This is a genomic window from Shewanella surugensis, from assembly GCF_023284005.1.
Taxonomy (GTDB): domain Bacteria; phylum Pseudomonadota; class Gammaproteobacteria; order Enterobacterales; family Shewanellaceae; genus Shewanella; species Shewanella surugensis.
The window spans coordinates 14478-35107 of record NZ_JAKIKS010000056.1 but is presented as its reverse complement, the minus strand read 5'-3'; the positions used below and the strand labels follow the sequence as shown (position 1 = coordinate 35107).

At 39.9% G+C, this 20630-nt stretch carries 16 protein-coding genes; 9 read left to right on the top strand and 7 right to left on the bottom strand.

Annotation, left to right across the window (positions count from 1 at the left end):
- Window positions 1-255: 255 nt before the first annotated feature.
- A complete protein-coding gene (locus L2764_RS14645) occupies window positions 256-825 on the bottom strand; it encodes a hypothetical protein (protein ID WP_248940995.1) in 570 nt (189 codons plus the stop codon).
- A gap of 642 nt (window positions 826-1467) precedes the next feature.
- On the opposite strand from L2764_RS14645, the gene L2764_RS14640 reads away from it, so the two are divergent.
- From L2764_RS14640 to L2764_RS14615, 6 genes are all read left to right on the top strand, one after another.
- Entirely contained in the window at window positions 1468-2979 is a 1512-nt protein-coding gene (locus L2764_RS14640; RefSeq protein ID WP_248940994.1) for a YHYH protein, read from the top strand.
- 411 nt (window positions 2980-3390) lie between these two features.
- Window positions 3391-5706 (top strand): heavy metal translocating P-type ATPase, encoded by a 2316-nt coding sequence (locus L2764_RS14635; protein ID WP_248940993.1) that lies wholly within the window; start codon window positions 3391-3393, stop codon window positions 5704-5706.
- Window positions 5707-5719: 13 nt separating this feature from the next.
- The gene (locus L2764_RS14630) at window positions 5720-6022 is read left to right on the top strand and encodes a double zinc ribbon domain-containing protein (protein ID WP_248940992.1); all 303 of its coding nucleotides are present in this window, start codon (window positions 5720-5722) and stop codon (window positions 6020-6022) included.
- Window positions 6023-6153: 131 nt separating this feature from the next.
- The gene (locus L2764_RS14625; protein ID WP_248940991.1) at window positions 6154-6852 is read left to right on the top strand and encodes a 4'-phosphopantetheinyl transferase family protein; all 699 of its coding nucleotides are present in this window, start codon (window positions 6154-6156) and stop codon (window positions 6850-6852) included.
- 269 nt (window positions 6853-7121) lie between these two features.
- A complete protein-coding gene (locus L2764_RS14620; RefSeq protein WP_248940990.1) occupies window positions 7122-9209 on the top strand; it encodes a diguanylate cyclase in 2088 nt (695 codons plus the stop codon).
- Between the two features lie 94 nt (window positions 9210-9303).
- On the top strand, window positions 9304-9774 hold the full coding sequence (locus L2764_RS14615; RefSeq protein WP_248940989.1) for a DUF6942 family protein: 471 nt from the start codon (window positions 9304-9306) through the stop codon (window positions 9772-9774).
- A 98-nt stretch (window positions 9775-9872) separates the two neighbouring features.
- On the opposite strand, the gene L2764_RS14610 is transcribed toward L2764_RS14615, so the two are convergent.
- The 5 genes from L2764_RS14610 to prmB form a co-directional block, all read right to left on the bottom strand.
- The gene (locus L2764_RS14610) at window positions 9873-10418 is read right to left on the bottom strand and encodes an RNA methyltransferase (RefSeq protein WP_248940988.1); all 546 of its coding nucleotides are present in this window, start codon (window positions 10416-10418) and stop codon (window positions 9873-9875) included.
- A 29-nt stretch (window positions 10419-10447) separates the two neighbouring features.
- Window positions 10448-10717 carry a YfcL family protein gene (locus L2764_RS14605; RefSeq protein ID WP_248940987.1) on the bottom strand — a complete coding sequence of 90 codons (270 nt, stop codon included), beginning with the start codon at window positions 10715-10717 and terminating at the stop codon, window positions 10448-10450.
- Between the two features lie 106 nt (window positions 10718-10823).
- Window positions 10824-11942: an ATP-NAD kinase family protein gene (locus tag L2764_RS14600; protein WP_248940986.1), complete on the bottom strand. Its 1119-nt coding sequence runs from the start codon at window positions 11940-11942 to the stop codon at window positions 10824-10826.
- An 87-nt stretch (window positions 11943-12029) separates the two neighbouring features.
- Window positions 12030-13124: a chorismate synthase gene (gene aroC / locus L2764_RS14595; RefSeq protein ID WP_248940985.1), complete on the bottom strand. Its 1095-nt coding sequence runs from the start codon at window positions 13122-13124 to the stop codon at window positions 12030-12032.
- A 105-nt stretch (window positions 13125-13229) separates the two neighbouring features.
- On the bottom strand, window positions 13230-14171 hold the full coding sequence (gene prmB / locus L2764_RS14590) for a 50S ribosomal protein L3 N(5)-glutamine methyltransferase (RefSeq protein WP_248940984.1): 942 nt from the start codon (window positions 14169-14171) through the stop codon (window positions 13230-13232).
- 79 nt (window positions 14172-14250) lie between these two features.
- Here prmB and smrB point away from each other — a divergent pair, with 79 nt between their 5' ends.
- On the top strand, window positions 14251-14781 hold the full coding sequence (gene smrB, locus L2764_RS14585) for an endonuclease SmrB (RefSeq protein ID WP_248940983.1): 531 nt from the start codon (window positions 14251-14253) through the stop codon (window positions 14779-14781).
- A gap of 67 nt (window positions 14782-14848) precedes the next feature.
- Here the strand turns inward: smrB and sixA are convergent, their stop codons facing one another.
- Window positions 14849-15328 carry a phosphohistidine phosphatase SixA gene (gene sixA / locus L2764_RS14580; RefSeq protein WP_248940982.1) on the bottom strand — a complete coding sequence of 160 codons (480 nt, stop codon included), beginning with the start codon at window positions 15326-15328 and terminating at the stop codon, window positions 14849-14851.
- A gap of 444 nt (window positions 15329-15772) precedes the next feature.
- On the opposite strand from sixA, the gene L2764_RS14575 reads away from it, so the two are divergent.
- Window positions 15773-18571, top strand: coding sequence for an insulinase family protein (locus tag L2764_RS14575; RefSeq protein WP_248940981.1), 2799 nt, complete (start codon window positions 15773-15775; stop codon window positions 18569-18571).
- A 527-nt stretch (window positions 18572-19098) separates the two neighbouring features.
- Complete coding sequence (locus tag L2764_RS14570) at window positions 19099-20607, top strand: ligand-binding sensor domain-containing protein (RefSeq protein WP_248940980.1); 1509 nt, start codon at window positions 19099-19101, stop codon at window positions 20605-20607.
- Window positions 20608-20630 lie beyond the last annotated feature (23 nt).

Genomic DNA, 20630 nt, shown 5'->3' with positions numbered 1-20630 from the left:
AAACTCTTAGGGTCTCGCATAGGTTGCTCTCCTGTCTTTTGGTCGAGACTTGAGCCTACCTATACCGCGGTATAGGTGAAACCTATGCGAGTCACCCCGGCAGAGCCGGGGATTTACCGTTTGTTAATTACAAAGTTTCATATTGGATAACTAAGGATAAGCCTAAAAGAAAAAAGGTTTATCCTTTATTGATTACAATATTTAAATCATCTTAAAATAGAATGACTTAACAACAGGTAAAGTTAACATTTTTATCTACATTGGAAATGCACTGAAGTAATACTGAATAACAGGAGTTACTTGAGTATTGATAAAATAAGTGGCGACAATCGGTTTCCCATCGACAGACCAAGTATCATGTTGATGACTATTTAAAGTCACACTAATAGAATTTATTCCCAGCTTAAATAACTTTGCGTCTAAATGAAGGTAAGCACCATAAACACGTTGTATTTTTTTACCATTGATAAAAAGGTGAGCATGCCCTTCAATTATTCCTTTAGGTTTATCTAAAAACTCAGGCGGCTCCAATTCAAAACCATCATAATCATAAATAATGTGTAAATTATACCCCGACTTATGATCCACAAATAACTGTAAATCCAATTTAGGTACGACAACACCTGCAGGAACGGCTTTTTTTACATGTAAATGATCATCTCCCAAACCCGATCCTGCATTATCAACTGCCAAATTAATATTGCCCTTCATATTATCTAATGCCATCGTTTTATCTTGCCTTTCTGCCGTTTTAGCCACAACAGGCCATTGAAACAGCAATGGCACTATGGCTAGGGAATACACAATTTTCTTTATTTTTTTCATATCAAGATCCATTATTTGATACCCTTACCTTTCAGCTACGAAATATTACAAAACCTTAACATCAGCAATAATCATAGAGCAAAATAATATCACTTCCATGTCACTTATTACTGAGATCTAGGGAGCGCTAACAATCTAGGTGTAATATCTACAAACTGCATACCTAACGAGTATAAACACGACAGTAAACAATATAAATACAAAATAAGTCACGTTTTGGGTAAAAATTTACACTTAATTACAATGCAAGATTAATCCTGCTAAAAATAAATAATAAGTACAAGTAACACCTTTAGACCGACTTTATTCACACTTTAAGCACAAAATGATATGTAAATTAAGTTAAATTCCTATTTTACTCTGAAAATAGATTTGAAAAACAAACTAAAATATTATTAGTATTTAATAAAAAAGTAACACGGATATTATTTAAGACAGAATTAACAAGTAAATATAAAAAAGGGGGGAGAGAGAGGGGGAAAACAATATTCATATAATAACTTTATAAATATTATTTACTGTCGTTATTCACTTTAAACATTAAAATAAACGATCATAATAAATGTTTATTTTTTGTTAAATCTAATTTAAGGGTTGATTTTCATCCATCCAATAACAAAGGATTACTTGGGAACGATTATCATGACAAATACAATGAACACGATCACTCATTTTATTTCTAAAATAAAATATTATCTTAATCACTTATTTTTTATTACCTTATTCATCGGGATCACCAGCCACAATGTCTTTGCTGATGATGTCACCGCTGACATCAGCATAGACACTTATGCACTCACCCGTTCAATGGAGAGAAATAATGGACATTGGGTATTAACTTATAACCTGACGGTTTCTTCAGATAAAAATATCACCTCAGTCACTGGCAGCTTAGTCGGCGTCCCCGATGATTGGATACGCACGGGTGATGGCAACGTTTCTTTGGGTGATTTAGCCAGTGGTCTGCAAGCAACCGATTCATTTAGAGTCGTCTTAACCAGTAACACTCCCGATCTGAGTCAGTTTTCTTGGCAGTTTAACGGCACACCAGTAGATGATAACGATGATACTGGAGCCGATATTCTCCATGACTGGATGATGAATACTGAGCAGCAATATTCTACCTACATTCCCGATGCACTCGTCCATGTCGAATCTGTCATTAATAATGGTGACAGTGTGACCATATCAGCATCAGGTATTCCTGATTATCAAGTGCTCATTAACCAAAATATTCTTGATGCAGCAGCCAAACATCCCTCAGGCGATTTCAGTGATGGTCAGGGACTTACTGCAACACTAGGGGATGTGGTTGAATTTGGGCAAAATGTCGGTTGGGCTGTTAGCCCCATAGGAAATGCATGTTTCACCACTGGTGGAGAAGGTTATTGGCCTCCTGGACCGGATTGCCCGTTTGATAGTAATAAATCCATGGACTTTCCCGTTATCCCCAATGTGCATTCAAGTCTCTGTGAAACAGGCAATGGAGCTATTGGTTATATGATCAATGGCACCTCTGTCTACAATTGGTCTGATGCCCGCGTCGATAATAATATTTGGCAGCGTAATGCCCCTGTATTCGAGCAATACGACATGGATATTTGTAGCGGTCACGCTGCAAATGGGGATTATCATCATCACTTTAACTCTGAATGTTTAGCCAATACAGTCAATGATTTGGGAACTGGTCATTCACCCGTTTATGGCTTTGCAAAAGATGGATACGCCATTTACGGACCTTGGCATAATGAAGGAGTTCTCGCTGCTAGTTCATGGCGCATTCGTGATTATACCGATCCCATCGTCGGTTGTAGTGATGGGGAGCGAAGTTGTCTTATGGTGAACGAGTTTGATCCCAGCCAAGGCACCACATCGGCAACCACCACAGGTTACGACTTAGGTTACCCTTATACACTGCAACCTGACTTTAGAGGAGGTACTATCTATCTCAATGCTGGCGCCTACTACCAAGATATGTATTGGGATGAAACACTCGCAAACCAAGGCGAACAATACCTTGATGTCCACAATGGACACGACCACGATCAATTAGGTTATCACTATCATATTACCGTTACACGAGATGAGGAAGACGAATTGACACCCGCTTTCCCTTATATCATCGGGCCCACTTTTTACGGAGAATGCCAATAAACACTATCTAACCTTCATGTTCAATGACTAGCGGCCCAGCTCATTGTTGAGGTCGCTTTTATCCCATATCCAGCGGCTACTTTAACCGCTCAATACATTAATTATCGTTAACAATCTTCTCCTGTTTTACATTTGCACCCATGAAATGTGAAACTTTCCGATCATTATGTTGCGACTTAAGTATTAAATTCACCTCAAAAGCCCTGCTCCGTTCTCAATAAAAAGAAAACTGCTATATTTACTCTAATATAAAGATTAAATTTAATTCAGGTTTGCTAGGAAGAAAAACAATCCAGCAAGCATTTAGCATTGACATCATCAAATTAAATACGCTTTTGATTATTAAAAAATAATGATGAATTTCGATAATCAGGTAAATAATGAAAAATAGCAGCTATATTGGAGCTAGAAATGGAACAAAAGAGCGACTTCACCCCTCTCGATATCATATTGCCTGATATTATTGGTGATCAAGATGCCTGTATTGCAAAACTAGAAAGCTTACTTCAATCTCATTCTGGCGTTGAGAAGGCCCATATCACCCGCACTGAAGATAAAACGGGGATCTGCGTTCACTATAACCCCGAAGTATTAACACTCAAACAAACTCAAGCCTTAATTGCACTTTCTGGCGCAAAATTAAGTCAACAGTTTCAGCACATGAGCTTACACGTTAAAGGTATGGATTGTACCGATTGTGCCATTATCATTGAACATGCCTTAACCCGCCTAGAAGGCGTCATTGCCGCTAAAGTCAGCTACAGTGGCTCACAACTCAGATTAGAATTTGACAGTAATGTCATTAGCTATAAAAAAATAGCACAAAAAATATCAAAATTAGGCTACAAGTTGTCCGACCAAAATGAAACCAAAACGTGGTGGCAAGAAAATCGCGAACTCGCCATTAGTTTATTTTCAGGAGTCTTATTACTGTTAAGCTGGATTATCGACAAATATAACCCCGGTTTAGGGACAAGCTTAGCCATTACCGCCTTTGTTTTTGCCGGTTGGTTAACCTTTAGAGACAGCCTACAAACCATCATGCAAAAACGTTTTGATATTGATGTCTTAATGCTTTTTGCCGCCATAGGCGCTGCAACAATGGGCTTATGGGCTGAAGGTGCTCTATTACTGTTTTTATTCAGCTTAGGGCATTCTTTAGAGCATAAGGCCATGGACCGAGCCCGCCAAGCCGTAAAAGCCTTAGCCGATCTTGCCCCTAAAACAGCCTTAATCAATCGTGATGGTGTCGAACAAGAAGTGCCTGTTGAAACGTTACAACTTGATGATCTTGTTATCATCAAGCCCGGACAACATATTCCCGTTGATGGCATTATTATTAGCGGCACTACCACGGTCGATCAAGCTCCCATTACGGGGGAATCTATCCCCGTTGATAAGCAAGCCGAAGACAGCGTGTTTGCGGGTACCATCAATGGTGACGGTAACATTCAGGTGAGCGTGACTAAACTCACCGAAAATACCACCTTGAACCGTATGGTCCGCATGGTACTCGAGGCCGATACGCAGAAATCTCCCACACAACAATTCACCAATCGATTCGTTAAGTATTTTGTCCCTAGCGTTCTGGTCTTAGTCGTCGGTTTTATTTTTATTCCCCCTTTAGTATTTAACATGCCTTGGGGGGAGGCCTTTTACCGAGCCATGTCTATTTTAGTCGCCGCATCACCTTGTGCTTTGGCCATTGCTACCCCCGCCGCCATCCTTTCAGGTGTCGCCAGAGCCGCACAAAAAGGCGTGTTAATTAAAGGCGGCATGCATTTAGAAAACCTCGGTCGTATTAAAGCCATCGCCTTCGATAAAACAGGGACTCTGACCCAAGGAAAGCCCGAAGTTCAAAGTATTCGTACGCTCAATGGTGATGAAGAGAGCCTACTCACTATTGCCGCCTCACTTGAACGTTTAAGTACCCATCCCTTAGCAAAAGCCATTGTCGATCTTGCTGAGCAACGTCAACTAACTTTATTAGCTGTTGAGGATATGCAATCTGTCACCGGTAAAGGCTTATCAGGCCAACTGGATGGAAAAACCTTATTAGTAGGCAGCTTACGTCTTTTTGAGACTATCCCTGCTGAAATTGAAGGCAGTGTGAGTGAATTAGAATCATTAGGTTATACCACTATGATCGTCAAACACGGTGATGAATGGCTCGGCATCATTGGGCTAGCCGATACTGTAAGAAGCGAATCTGCCAATGCCATTAAAGGCTTATTAGCCACAGGGCTTGAAAAGACCATCATGTTAACTGGAGACAATAGCGCCGTTGCCAATGCTGTGGCTAAAAAAGTGGGGATCTCAGAAGTCAGAGCAAACTTACTCCCTGAAGACAAACTCACCGAAATAACCCGATTAGAGAAAGAGTTAGGCTATATCGCCATGGTAGGAGACGGTATCAATGATGCCCCTGCAATGGCAAGAGCCACTGTCGGGATCGCTATGGGCGGTGCAGGCACCGATGTCGCCTTAGAAGCCTCAGATGTCGCTCTCATGGCAGATGATTTAACTCGCTTACCTTTTGCCATTGGGCTAAGTCGCTCGGCACAAAAAATTATCAGACAAAATTTAGCGATTTCACTCTCGGTGGTGGCATTTCTCCTTGTCGCAACCATGACAGGATTTGCAGGGCTAGGTCTTGCTGTCACCATACATGAAGGTTCAACCCTCGTTGTAGTCGCCAATGCACTGCGTCTACTGCGTCATCAATAACAGGAGTCAGATTATGGGACATCACGGTAGAAGAGGTGGCGGTTTTTTAAAAGGCCTATTAGGTGGCGGACATCACGGTAATAATCAAGATTATGGTTACCAAAACCCACAACAAGCGCCACAGCAGCCAGTACAACAGCCTCAAACGCAAGGGGTCTTCTGCCCCAGTTGTGGCACAGGTAATTCACCTCAAGCAAAATTTTGCCAGCAATGCGGTAATACCATGACGCTACAGGCAAGTAGTTGTCATAAATGCAATAAAGGCATAGAAGCAAGCGCTAAATTTTGTGAACATTGTGGTGAAAAACAGCCTTAAGGCCAAGCATTAGCCATAGATTTAACAATAGCCAACGGCAATGAGGATGTTTCCTTATTGCCTTTTTACTTTATAGCCAGATAAAAAAATGCGACAATTTAACTTTACTCACCGTTATACAGAATTATTATATGCTTTCGAGGCCCACAAGTTTACAGCAACACTTTCCACATATGACGGATGTTATTTTACTGTCTTGCCAATTTGATATTAATGCTTTTCAGCCTTCATTGTTTTCTCAACATCAGATTGCTTTGCCCTCTAAGCTCGAAAAAGCGGTACCGAAACGACAGGCTGAATTTCTTGCGGGTCGATTTTTAGCAAAAACATGTTTCACTGACTTGTCACTGCCTTATAAGGAGATCATTAATGGCTCTGATCGTTGTCCTATTTGGCCAAAAAATATCATAGGCACCATCACTCATTCAAATGAAACCGCAGCCTGCGCAATCACGACCGCAGCCAACATTGTCGCCTTAGGTATCGATCTTGAATATGATATCAATGTGAAGACTTGCGAAGATATTTACAAAAGTATCATCAATGAACAAGAAGAAACCTTCTTACGCTCATTAAATTGCCCTTTTAATCAGGTCATGACTCTCGTATTTTCAGCCAAAGAGAGTATTTATAAAGCCCTGTATCCGAAGATAAAACAATTTTTTAATTTTGATGCCGTCACAATCACCGCTCTCAACCTTGAGCAACAAGTATTAACCCTTGAGTTAAGCAAAGATTGGTCATCCACATTTCAGCAAGGCCAACGCTTTGAATGCCATTACCTCCGATTTGAACGAAGCTTTCTCACCACAATCACCGTTTTTGCCTAACATAACTTAACGTATTCAAACAAGGCAAAAACGCGTCCAGAGGCAGAGTCACTGACTATACTTAAGTCTGCATAGCGTTCAATATCATCCGTGAGTTTATTGTCTTCCTAATTGAATAGATTAATCGATTGTTTTAAATAATGAAGGGAGTCATACACTCACGATTATATCGATGGTTATAATGGCGTCGAGGAGCTGAGCTTATTACACTTTCATCGATAAACATCAAACATTGCAAACTGGCCATTATTCTTGGATTGATTGGCTTTATGATTAACTTATATCCCGTGTTATTGATCGCCAATATCCCCCTCATCCTAGGCAATATTGTCGTTGTCATTGCGGCGATTTTACTCGGACCTTGGTACGCTCTATTAACCGCCATCATTTGTGTTTCAGGTCTGATGCTGCTGTGGGCCAGCCCCCACGTGTATCTTATTTTTGGCTTAGAAGCACTTTGGCTTGGATTCGCTAAACGTAAAAACGTTTATGCTCTTTATGCCAGTATCGCCTATTGGTTATTACTGGGCATGCCACTGTTTTATCTATATGCCACATTTTTTACTCACATCCCCTCAGCAAGTTTACCTTTTATTGCTCTGAAACAATCTATCAATGCCCTTATATACACTAGTTTAGGTGCCTTGATTGTGCTTATCGTGCCCTATTTTTGGCATTTTAAGACCAAAATTATCGACAGTCAAAGACGAACGTTTAATGCGCAATTAACTTACACATTTACCCTTGTGGTCACTCTATCCTTACTTTCTTCAACGTTACTGTTTAACAATCAATTTATTAAGCGTCAAAAAGCCACTATATACGATAACCTAAACGATTCGGTGGTTCACTTAGGAACATTTACTTCCGTTTTTTTAAGTGAGCATTTAAAAGCGATTAATAATGCAGCCCATTGGTTGAGTATCGATAACCAAGGACAGGAGGACTGGCAATATCAATTAACCAGTCTGCATCAAAGTTACCCTAGCTTCATCACCATGTTATTAGCAGATAAAAAAGGCAATGTCATTGCCGCTAGCCCAAAAGCTGATTTAGATCTATCGCTAAAACCCAATATTGCCGATAGAGACTATTTTCAACAGGCTTTTTTCTATCAACAGCGCTTTATTTCGTCTGTTTTTCTCGGCAGAGGCTTTGGCAATGATCCCATTGTCGCCATCAGTGCGCCCATTTACTCACCAAAGCAAAAACATAATCCGATTGCAATTATAGAAGGCTCATTAAATTTAAATCAATTTGCCCAAATCGACCACGCCAACACCCAAAACCATCAACAAGCCATGCTGCTTGTTGATGGACATCAAAAGGTGATATACGCCTCTAAAATGCTAATGCTCAAGCCGCTAACATCACTGAAAATGACCCTTGTTGGTGAAGAATATGAAACCGGTTTGCCTATGATGAATATCATCGATACTAAAAACCCTATGCCTGAATTTATTTATGCAGCTTTTAAATTAAAAAATGGCTGGACCCTCTACGCCCTTAACCCCTTAATGCCATTGATTAAGTTAATCGAAGAACTCTATTTAGCCACATTTGCTATTTTGATTATTGCCTTATTAGTGACCCTATACATTACCCGAGTGGTAAGCCTTAGATTAACACAGCCCCTTGAGTTGATTGCGAAAGATTTCGGGCAAAAACACACCACTACCTTAGATATTGAACAAGTTGAAAACGAAGCCCCACAAGAAATTTATGATTTACATCAGCGGATCCAAAAAAGTAAACAAACCCTCATCAATTACCAATCAGAGCTAGAAAACAGTGTAACGCTTAGAACCCAAGAATTAGAAAAAGCCAATGTGAAACTCAAATCACTTTCAGAAATCGATCCCTTAACCGGCTTGTGCAATAGACGTAGTGCTGAATTAAAATTCAACACTCTGCATGAAATAAATCAACGAAACAATGAAACAATGGTGGTGGCATTACTCGATTTAGATCACTTTAAACAAGTCAACGATATCCAAGGCCACCTTGGCGGAGATGAAGCCCTAAAAGCGATATCAGCACTGCTTGTTAGCACTTTTAAACGTGATACCGATGTCATTTCACGTTTCGGTGGCGAAGAGTTTCTGCTCATCCTTTCCTTCTCTGAACCCCTAAAAATTGAAGCTCATCTCAATCATTTTAGGGAGAAACTGGCTCAAACTCGACTCAGTAATCCACTGACACAAGCTCACTTTACTGTCACCACCAGTATCGGTGCCATTATGGCCTCACCCCGTTTCAGTGCATCCCTTGAAGATTGGATAAAACAAGCTGACATTAACCTTTACAAAGCCAAAGACAGTGGCAGAAATAAAGTGATCTACACCCAAATCAGCTGAATCCGGCATCTTCAATGAGCTTGGGTATAATGATAGCCTTTAGCACAACCATTGCATTAATATGCTCCCAAGTAAAATGAACCATTAGCTGATAATGAATAAAACAATATCGACCTTAGGGCCTAACGATGCTAAATGCTGTTTTTATCTGCCCAACCCACCAACATTTCCAGATAATTGGTCTCATAATCAAGCCGATGCTATCGCGTCACTCATCGCACTAAACGGTAACCACTGGCGAAAGATTTTGACTATAATGGCTAAAATAATGTGCCCAACAGAAGATTGGAAAAGCTATCGAGATGATTTTCTGCTTAAAGAAAGCGAACAAATTCATATCAATGCAACACAGCTATCCTCTCAGTCACAAATACATATCGTTTCAGGCCAAAGCTCAGCAACCCAGTTATCACTCAATTTAGCACATTTTTCAGCGACTCAAACCGAGCCTCGTCTTAATACTTGCCAATCTTGTTTGCTGGTCCCCTATTTAGACTACCGCCAATACCCGAATAAGCTTATTGAAGAGACTCGAGGTTATTTAACCTCCTTAGAAATAAGCTAGAAAATAAATGACATCATAATAAAGTGATTTTAAAACGGACACTAAAAAGGGAAGCAATACGCTTCCCTTTAAATATCAAAGAGGTACTAATCAACCTTTTAGCTAGGTATTTTAACTCTAACGCGATTATTAGTATCTCGGCTTTGTCTGATTAATGCATCACCTTTATCAAAATGAGCCATTTTAGCGGTGCGATCATACAATAATACATTGACTGAAGCCGCTAAATTCATGCACCCTTTGGTCGGCATATACACCACAGCATCACTGCTATCAATTAAGGCCTGACTGACGGTGCCATCTTCAGGTCCAAAAATATATAACGCTTTATCTGGATGTTGAAACTCAGGTAAAGAGCAAGCTCCTTCCACTAAGTCCACACAAACAATACTCACATCATCTGCAACAGCATTGCGTAAATCATCGATTTGACTGAGTGGGATAGCTAAACCCGCACCTTGAGTATCCGTATTATACTGGGCATTACCGTTACTTGCGGCTAAAAGATAACGCTTGCCTGTAAAAAAGACCGCATCAGCCTCATAACAGCCCGCCGCTCGCATGATCCCACCCACATTGGTCGGGCTTTTTGGGTTCGATAGCCCAATACCGATATAACTTGATTTCATTAAATTTTTCTTCATTTAATCCATAAATGTTTGGCATTCAATAACTAAGCAGCGATTTGATGGCGTAACTGTCCCCATGCTGCTTCAACAAGTACATAATCTTGCTCAATAAGCTCTTCTTTGGCTAAGTCTAAACAAGTCTGCATTTTCAGTGATAAATGATTCAAACCTTGATTTTCTTCAGCTTCAAGTTGTGACAACACCACCGCAAAATGTCCTTGTAAATAACCACTGGCAAATAAAGCATCATCATCACCTGACTCGACAATGCCTTCAATCCAATTTTGCAATGTTTGTTCGTACTTCTCTAACATGGGATCTCCACCGAATGACTTTAAAATCCAATTATCTTTTATCAATACACATATGACTATGCGCATAGGTTCACTAGGGTATTAACACATTAATACCCATAGCATGTTAATTTATCTCAGCCACGGGATACATCACATAGTCATGGTACCCCGTAATAACTTTATAATACCCAGCAAGCGTTTTGTCTAACACAGGATCGCCTGAATCTACCATTAAGGGGCGTCCTTCTAAAGCCTTTAATTTGGCTTTAGTCGCTAAGATAATAATGTTTTCTTTCCCTATTTGACGAATAAGTGCTGGCGATAACTGCTGATTACCCCGCCCTAAAATATGCCCTTGCCCGCCAATCAAGGTGATCATTAATTTTACAGATTGATGCACTGTTTGCTCAAGCAGTTCCGTGGCTGTTAGATCGGCCTGAATAAGAGAGTGCGCCTTTATTAAATCGACACCTAATAAAGTATTTTCCACTCCCATCTCTGCCATAATAAAAGCAATCGTACTGCCTGAGCCCATAATGCACAATTCATCGTCCATCAATTCCATGGCTTCTGCTGCGATATCAGCAAGCACCCATGCTTCAGATTCTATGCCTCCTTGCTTAACCGCTTGCACATAGTGAGGCTCAGCGGGCACTTGCATCTCGCCAAACCACTTCGATTGAACATGTCCTTGCCTAAAAAGAGCTTCATCAATATCCATGACATCCGCACTCATCAAACTAACAAGTTCCCCATCGAGTAACAGTTTCACTACATGACCTGATGCATAAGGGCTGACGCCATACACTCCTGAATGAATTTTCACTCCAGCAGGCACACCCAATACGGGTAACGCGTCATCAACAACGGTATAAATATCCCGTGCAGTCCCATCCCCCCCCGCAAATAACAATAAATCGAGATTGTGCTTAAGAAGCTCCGTTACAGCCGCTTTAGTATCTTGTGCCTGCGTTCTGATGGGCGCCTGATACACGACATCTGTCGTAAACCCCATTTTCCGAGCAATATTTTCTCCCATATCACCCGATGCCGTCACGATATCAATTCTGTCTTTATCAGGCTCAACCTTTGAAAGCGCTTGTGCCATTCGACTCATTGCTTGGGGCAAAGCACCTTTAGATAAAGCTTCGAGCGCCACGCCATCACTGCCTTTTAAGGCGACACTGCCACCTAAGCCTGCAAGCGGGTTAATAATCACCCCTAAACGAAACCGATTTTTCATCCATTAAAGCCTCACTAATCGTTCACTTACAAGCCCGAATAAAAACCAAAGCTTAATGAGCCTCTCACTCTCAATTCATACTCAACGCTAGCGCATGCCAATAACAGGCGTGTCGCTATGCACATCCATATTTTGCGCTCTGTGTCTTAACAGATGATCCATCAACACAATGGCTATCATCGCTTCAGCAATCGGCACCGCTCTTATCCCCACACAAGGATCGTGACGCCCTTTGGTCACCACTTCAGCGATTTCACCTTGGGCTGTCATGCTCTGACCCGGTACGCTAATACTCGAAGTTGGCTTTAACGCCAAGTGCGCAACGATAGGCTGACCTGATGAAATACCGCCTAAAATGCCACCCGCATGATTAGACTCAAACCCTTTTGGAGACATTAAGTCACGGTGCTCTGAGCCTTTTTGCTCGACTACAGCAAAGCCATCACCAATCTCAACCCCTTTCACCGCATTAATGCCCATTAATGCATGGGCAATTTCGGCATCTAAACGATCAAACACCGGCTCGCCTAATCCCACAGGGACGCCAGTGGCAACAACGGTAAGTTTAGCGCCAATGGAATCGCCACTTTTTTTCAAATCACGCATATATTCATCGAGCGCTTCAAGCTTACTGGCATCAGGAAAGAAAAAAGGATTTTGCTCAATTTGTTCGACATCAATGGTCTCGGCTGTAATCGGCCCTAATTGCGACATAAAACCATTGATTTCGATACCATGGATTTGCTTTAAGTACTTTTTAGCAACAGCACCGGCTGCCACTCGCATCGCCGTTTCACGTGCAGAAGCACGACCACCACCACGGTAATCCCGTAAACCATATTTTTGCTGATAAGTATAATCAGCGTGCCCCGGACGAAAAATATCTTTAATATTAGAATAGTCTTTACTGCGCTGATCAGTATTTTCAATCAAAAGACCAATGGATGTACCTGTGGTTTTACCTTCGAACACACCCGATAAAATACGAACAGCATCAGGTTCACGTCTTGCCGTTGTATAGCGTGAAGTCCCTGGGCGACGACGATCGAGATCATGTTGCAAATCAGCTTCACTTAATGCCACGCCCGGTGGACAACCATCAATAATACAACCCAAGGCAACACCATGACTTTCACCAAAAGTCGTCACAACAAAATTTTGACCTATACTGTTTCCCGACATCCGCTTTTACACCTCAAACAATAATATGTAAGCGATCCTTAACAGTACGGCACGCCATTAAGGATCAGAGTTAAACATAAAAAGTTAACACATCAAACAGCAAACTTATTCGCTGTCTTTATAATCGCTAAATACAGCACTATGCTCAATAAGTTGATCATAGGTCAATACAAAGACCCCGTCGCCCCCATTTTCAAAACCCACCCAAGTGAAGGGAACGTCAGGAAATTGTTCAACCATATGCACCATTGAATTCCCCACTTCGACAACCAGTAGACCTGTTGGCGTTAAATAATCGGCAGCATTGGCTAAAATACGCTTAGTAAGATCCAACCCATCATGACCTGACGCTAAACCCAATTCAGGTTCATGATGATATTCTTCTGGCATATCATCAATATCTTCAGCATCCACATAAGGAGGGTTAGAAACAATAAGATCATATTGTGGGCCTTTTGGGATCGCCGAAAATAAATCCGACTCCATGGCATAAACCCTATCCATCACCCCAAGAGATTCAATATTAATTTGAGCGACATCTAATGCATCTGAGCTAATGTCAAGTGCATCCACTTCGGCGTCTTCAAATTCATAAGCACAGGCTATCGCAATACAGGCGCTACCCGTACATAAATCTAGAATGCGATGAGTCGGCTTATATAACCAAGGGCTAAAACGTTGGGCAATCATTTCAGCAATAGGAGAGCGAGGCACTAATACTCGCTCGTCAACATAAAATGATAAACCCGCAAAGCTCGCTTGATTCGTCAAATAAGGCACAGGAAGACGCTCTTGAACACGACGAATAATCAATTCGACGATTTTATGCTTTTCACTGCTGGTAAGGTTACTATGGATAACCTGTTGACCTATCTTTTCAGGTAAATGTAATGCATGAAAGACCAAGGCAATGGCTTCGTCCCACGCATTGTCGGTTCCATGACCATAATAAATATTTGCATCATTAAAACGGCTCACCGCCCAACGTAACATATCTCCCACTGTACGTAATTCTGCTACCGCTTCATCAACAAAAATCTTATCCAAAATAGACTCCAACATAATAATTGGGCTTCATTGTAACTGAAGTCTATTCATATGGCATCGAATTCAATAAAATACCCCCATGAATAAAAAATATGATGATGATGGTCAGGCTCTGTTTTCAACGCTAATTCAAGGTATTAAGCCTTTAAAACAAGATAAGCGTCATTTCACTGCCTCACCCAAAAATAAAGCTAAGTTAGAAGAAAGAGAGCAAAAGCTGCATGCTGATAGCTATTTTTCTGATACTTACCAACCTTTAATGCCAACAGAGGGACCAATGCGCTGGGTAAGAGAAGATGTCGACAGCTTTGAATTAAAACGATTACGCCGAGGCGATTACAGTCCAGATTTGTTATTAGATCTTCATGGTCTGAGGCAATCAGAAGCCAAACTCGAATTAGTCGCGCTCATTAAAGCGGCGATTAAACAACACAGTCCCTGTTGCAGTGTCATGCATGGTCATGGCAGCGGCATATTAAAGCAACAATTACCCCTTTGGTTGGCCCAACATCCTCAAATAAGAGCATTCCATCAGGCGCCTAAAGAATGGGGCGGCAATGCAGCATTACTCATACTCATCGATATTGAAGAAGCCCTTTTTACATCTTGAGCAATATCCCCCTAAGTGACTTGACGATCCACGTATCAAAGTCACTTAGGCGTTAAGCATTAATACGCTATGATATTTTACAACATGAATGAGGCGACTCTTGCCAAACAAGGAACGTACTTTCATGGCTTTTCTCGATAAGTGTAATACCTGACGTGGTAAATAAAGGCGGCTCAATATGAGGTAACATCGCATGAACCAAATAACCCAATAATGGCATATGAGCAATCACCAATACGTTTTCAGCCTCATATTGTTCAGCATAAGCTAGCACCACATCAAGCGTATCACTGGCATTATTCGAAGGCGTTAATTCTTCTAATACAATCCATTCATTTGGCTCTGCAAAGTGTTGAGCCACTTCTTGCCAAGTTTGCTGAGCACGCACATAAGGGCTCACCAATACAAGATCAAAATGTGTCACTGAACGCACTAACCAATGACTCATCATTGCTGTTTGAAACCGACCTGCGTCAGTCAATGTCCGCTCTTTATCAGAATGAGCCTGGTAACCAGCTTCACCATGTCGCATTAAATATAGTTGCATACTGCTGTGCAGATCCCATTTAGCATTGTTGTAAGTTGATACTCTCGGCAATGAACAATCTAACATACCTTATGTAAACACATTCACGCACTTAAAATAGACTCTGGCATCATTCTATATGAAAAAATTAACTTAATCCTGCTATTTTTGTTAAAAAAACAGCAGGAAATAACAAAAAAAAGCAACTAAATAAAACAATGATTCAACAAGAAAGGAAAGTAATGTGTAAATAAATATGTCTTTTTTAACTCGTAAGCCGACTTAATAATGCATAAAATGGTTCAATCTCCTTTTCTCGAACGCCCTTAAGCAAATCGATCACACTCAACATTTTTACATCAGCCGATATTGCATCGCACTATCATAAGTGTTTAACTTATGATATTTAATCACTTTTATTATTTTGGGTTCGTGTTATATCCAGAACAAAAATGGAGAATGATTTTGCCAGAGCCTTTAACTCAGACCATAATAAAAAGCCCTAATGACCATAGACAATATCAATATTTAACCTTAACGAATGGTTTATCGGTTTTATTAGTTGAAGACGATAAAAGCAAGATAGCCGCCGCCTCTATGGCTGTAAAAGTCGGACATTTTGACGATCCCAAGACCCGCCCAGGCATGGCCCATTTTCTTGAACATATGCTGTTTTTAGGCACAGAAAAATACCCGAACTCGGGCGAATACCATAAATTTATTAATCAACATGGCGGCAGTAATAACGCGTGGACAGGCACAGAACAAACCAATTTTTTCTACGATATTCACATTGATGCCTACACCGACTCACTAGACAGGTTCAGCCAATTCTTTATCCATCCTTTATTCAGCCAAGAATGGATAGATAAAGAAAGACATGCCATTGAATCTGAATTCAGTTTAAAACTAAAAGATGATATACGTCGAGTTTATCAAGTACAAAAAGAAACCGTCAATCCAAAACACCCTTTCTCAAAATTTTCAGTGGGTAACCTCGAAACACTTGCCGGCGATCCCGCACAATTAAAAAAAGAATTAGAACTATTTTATCAACAGCATTATAGCGCTAATCTAATGACCCTCTGTTTAGTCGCCCCCTTACCCATGGAAGCATTAACGCAACTTGCAGAGTACTATTTTAGCGACATCCCCAATCATCAATTAACGAAACACTATCCAATAACCCCTCTCTACCAGCAAGAGCAGCTTTGCAAACAAATCAATATATTACCTTTAAAAAGGCAACGAAGATTAGGGATCAGTTTTAGTTTACCTGCTATCGATGAGCTTTATAAATTTAAACCACTCACTTTTATTAGCCACTTATTGGGTTTTGAAGGTAAAGGCAGTTTACTTTCCTATTTAAAATCACAAGGGCTAGCCACGAGTTTATCTGCAGGGGGCGGTGCTCACGGGTATAATTTTAAAGATTACAATATCAATATCCAACTCACTGAAAAAGGCTGTCAGCACATAGATGATATTATCACCGCTAGCTTTGAATATATTGAATTAATCAAAACCCAAGGTCTTGAACATTGGCGCTACCAAGAAAGATCGCAATTATTGGAACAAGCTTTTAAATATCAAGAGCCCAGCAAGCCCCTCGATCTAGCTAGTCATTTAAGCATCAATATGCATCATTATGATATTGAAGATATTATTTTTGGGGATTACCGAATGGACGCACTGCCTCTTGAGGCAACCCATCGACTGCTTAGTCTCATGGTGCCATCCAATTTAAGACTTCAATTAATATCTCAAGATGTTGACACTAACACTCGAGCAAAATGGTATCATTCTGACTACAAAGTGAATACGATAACCTCTGAGCGCTTGTCACAATGGCAATCACTCAACATAAGAGAAGTGCTATCATTACCCGTTATCAACCCTTTCATTGCACCCGATAATGGCCCCAGAACACAAAAAAGCCACACACAGATCCCCGTCATTGTCTCGCAAGGAGAAGGCTACCGTATTTGGCACCGAAAAGATGATGAATTTAACGTGCCTAAGGGGCACCTCTATTTATCATTAGATTCTTCTCAGGCAGCCGCCTCACCTCGTCACGCCGCATTAACTCGACTCTATGTTGAAATGTTACTAGATTTTCTAACCGAATATACTTATCAAGCCGAAGTCGCAGGCCTCAGCTATAATATTTATCCTCACCAAGGCGGGATCACACTGCATTTAACGGGCTTTACTGGTAAACAAGAGACCTTACTCGCTTTAATCATTAATAAAGCCAGAGAGCGCAATTTCACACAAGCAAGATTTAACATCATTAAGCAACAAATACTGCGAAATTGGTACAATCATGAGCAATCTAAGCCGATATCGCAGTTATTTACCAGTTTAACCGTGACGCTCCAAAAACGCAGTTTTGAACCTTCAAGAATGGCAGCGTTCCTCGAAGATTTTACCCTCGAAGATCTTCATGAGCATGTCCGATTATTTTATGAAAAAGTGCATCTAGAAGGACTTGTCTACGGGGATTGGCTTATCAGTGAAGTGCATTCTTTAGCGAAACGCATCAATCTTATTCTGTCACTAGTCTCTTCTCCGAGTGATAGCAGCGCTCGGGAAATTATCGATTTGAGCCATCAAAACACCTTGATGAGAGAACTGACGATTTATCATCAAGACAGTAGTATTATTGTTTACTATCAATCTCCTGTAACAAACATTAATACCATGAGTACTTTCAGTTTGCTGAATCACACAATGTCCTCTTCCTTTTTCCATGAATTACGAACACAACGCCAACTGGGGTATATGTTAGGAACAGGTTATTTACCGCTTAATCGCTATCCTGGCATGATTTTTTATATTCAGTCACCCACAAGAAGTCCGCTGCAACTTTTAGAAGCCATCGATCAATTTATTGCCGACTTTACTTACGCCATCATGCAAATCACCCAAGAAGAATGGGAAAAAACCAAACAAGGGCTGATAAAACAACTTATGGAGCAAGACACAAACCTGAAGAGTCGTAGTCAGCATTATTGGGCCAGCATAGCCAATAAAGATTACGGCTTTAACCAAAGAGAAAAAGTTGCCGAGCACATCACCCATATCACGCGCGCAGAACTCATCAAGTTTATGGTAACCAAAATGCGTACAAAGCATGCCGATCGTCTCGTCCTCTTTAATACCGGCGAAAATCATCAAGCCCTCCCCCCCTTAACAGCAAACAAAATGATCACCGATTTACGCTTATTTAAGCAACAAGCAAACAATCTCAGCCATGATTAGGGGCTATTGCTCTTGGCGGAGGTCGTGTTTTCCACAATGTGTTGAGTCGCTAAATAAAAGATGAGCTATTCATATTTTATCTCCATTAGAGAAAGTAAATGCAATAAAAGTTATAAATATTGATAACTAACAACAAAACAGTCTAAAAACCTAAATACATCGGTGTTAAACAACAAAATATGGTTATTACACCTATATGAAAGAGTGTTAATTTCAAAAAAATCCGATAAAACAAAATCTCATCACTAATAACCTTTCAATAACTTTGACAACTTCATCACTTTCTGGAAAAGTTAGGCTAACTCAATGTTAATTTTATTTTCAATCGCTTTATTCAACCCAATAGAAACAGTCGTACTATGCCGAATGCTTTCATAAAAACGCTTACTTGTGTATTTTTGACCCTTATCTTAACGGTCTTTTTTTCAGCTCAAGCCCATGCCATGCTGACAAAACCTGTGCCTGTAGTGCTTAAATCAACAATTTACAGTTTACCCGAAGGCCTATCTCACAGCATGATTTCCTCCATGGTCGAAGATAAAGATGGCTATCTTTGGATAGGCACCTTAAACGGCCTCAATCGCTTCGATGGCAAAGAGTTTACACACTATTTTGCAACCAATCAGCCTGCAAGCCTTCAAAGCTCAGTCATTAAAAGCCTTTTTATCGACAAACAAAACAGATTATTAATCGGCACCGATAAAGGCCTCTCTCTTTATCATCCTGAATCCGATAGCTTTAAAGCCCTATTTCTAAACACTGAATTAATGGATGCTGAAATTTGGTCAATACAGGCAGATAGCAATACATTGTTTGTCGGAACAAGAAAAAGTGTAGTGTCTATCAATTTAGCACTCACAAAAATTAATGACTCATTTGAAAATAAATATTTCAATCGCATAAAAAAAGTCCTCCCCATTGAAAGTGGATTCTTAGTCAGGAACCATAATGGTGATGTCATAAGCGTCATTAACGAACAGATCAAAAAAGTATCGAGCAATAGCACTGATATAGAGTTATTTCATGCTAAACCTATTATCTTAAAAGATACTGGTATTTTCAGTATTGAACATAATGATGACAGGCTCATATTCGCCCATAATTTTGATACTATCACTCAATTAGATAATGGTTTTATAGCCTTAAAAGGAAATTCATTGTTTAAAATAAACTCAGATTTTAAACAATATAAAATTGGCAGTATAAATAACATACCTAATGATATAGAGCATTCTAAAGTATTGATTTTTAAAAGTGGAATACATATAACATCAAGTAGCCAAGGATTTATATCCATAAACCGATACAAAAACATAATATCAACATTAATGATAGAAAAAAATAATATTTGGTCTCTAATTCAAGATGAAGATAAAAATATCATTATTGCTACCGATGATGAAGTAATTAACATCTACAATGTTAAAATGAAAAGAATTAATAGTTTCAAAACCAACTTATATGGTTACAAGTCAATATATTCAACTGACGACACCATTTTAATTGCAACACTCTCTGGACTCTACTCACTCAATAGATTAGATGGAAGCATCAAGGAATTAATGAGTGGAAAATTTACCACTGTGACATCAGACGGTGATAACAATACCTTTTATGCCGGCAGTGCCGATGGAACAATAATTCTATTCGATACTGAAACAGTAACAGAAATCACTATCGATAATAAGAGCCCTATTTATCAAATAATGCAAGGAGAGAATTACTTATGGATCGCCACCCAAGGTGGATTGTATCGACTTAAAGATAATGAATTAGAAAGCGATATTGAAAAAAAATATTTAGTTAAACAAATATATAATAAAGACATGGCAACAAGCCTAAGTCAAGATGAAGATAACATCTACTTTGGCACCCGCACTGCACTTCTAAAATATAATAAAAAAAATAAAACCATCAGTACTCTATTTACTAATAATAAATCGATTTACGCAATAGAAAAAATGGGTAAATACATTGCCGCATCCTCCATTCAAGAAGTCATTTTTTTAATACAGAAACCCATAAAAACTATATAATATCTCATGAGAATGGCAGCCAA

Excerpts from the sequence above, each read along its gene's own strand:
- L2764_RS14645 (WP_248940995.1), bottom strand. The coding sequence starts at position 825 with ATGAAAAAAATAAAGAAAATTGTGTATTCCCTAGCCATAGTGCCATTG.
- L2764_RS14640 (WP_248940994.1), top strand. The coding sequence starts at position 1,468 with ATGACAAATACAATGAACACGATCACTCATTTTATTTCTAAAATAAAA.
- L2764_RS14635 (WP_248940993.1), top strand. The coding sequence starts at position 3,391 with ATGGAACAAAAGAGCGACTTCACCCCTCTCGATATCATATTGCCTGAT.
- L2764_RS14630 (WP_248940992.1), top strand. The coding sequence starts at position 5,720 with ATGGGACATCACGGTAGAAGAGGTGGCGGTTTTTTAAAAGGCCTATTA.
- L2764_RS14625 (WP_248940991.1), top strand. The coding sequence starts at position 6,154 with ATGCTTTCGAGGCCCACAAGTTTACAGCAACACTTTCCACATATGACG.
- L2764_RS14620 (WP_248940990.1), top strand. The coding sequence starts at position 7,122 with ATGATTAACTTATATCCCGTGTTATTGATCGCCAATATCCCCCTCATC.
- L2764_RS14615 (WP_248940989.1), top strand. The coding sequence starts at position 9,304 with ATGAATAAAACAATATCGACCTTAGGGCCTAACGATGCTAAATGCTGT.
- L2764_RS14610 (WP_248940988.1), bottom strand. The coding sequence starts at position 10,418 with ATGAAGAAAAATTTAATGAAATCAAGTTATATCGGTATTGGGCTATCG.
- L2764_RS14605 (WP_248940987.1), bottom strand. The coding sequence starts at position 10,717 with ATGTTAGAGAAGTACGAACAAACATTGCAAAATTGGATTGAAGGCATT.
- L2764_RS14600 (WP_248940986.1), bottom strand. The coding sequence starts at position 11,942 with ATGAAAAATCGGTTTCGTTTAGGGGTGATTATTAACCCGCTTGCAGGC.
- aroC (WP_248940985.1), bottom strand. The coding sequence starts at position 13,124 with ATGTCGGGAAACAGTATAGGTCAAAATTTTGTTGTGACGACTTTTGGT.
- smrB (WP_248940983.1), top strand. The coding sequence starts at position 14,251 with ATGAATAAAAAATATGATGATGATGGTCAGGCTCTGTTTTCAACGCTA.
- sixA (WP_248940982.1), bottom strand. The coding sequence starts at position 15,328 with ATGCAACTATATTTAATGCGACATGGTGAAGCTGGTTACCAGGCTCAT.
- L2764_RS14570 (WP_248940980.1), top strand. The coding sequence starts at position 19,099 with ATGGTCGAAGATAAAGATGGCTATCTTTGGATAGGCACCTTAAACGGC.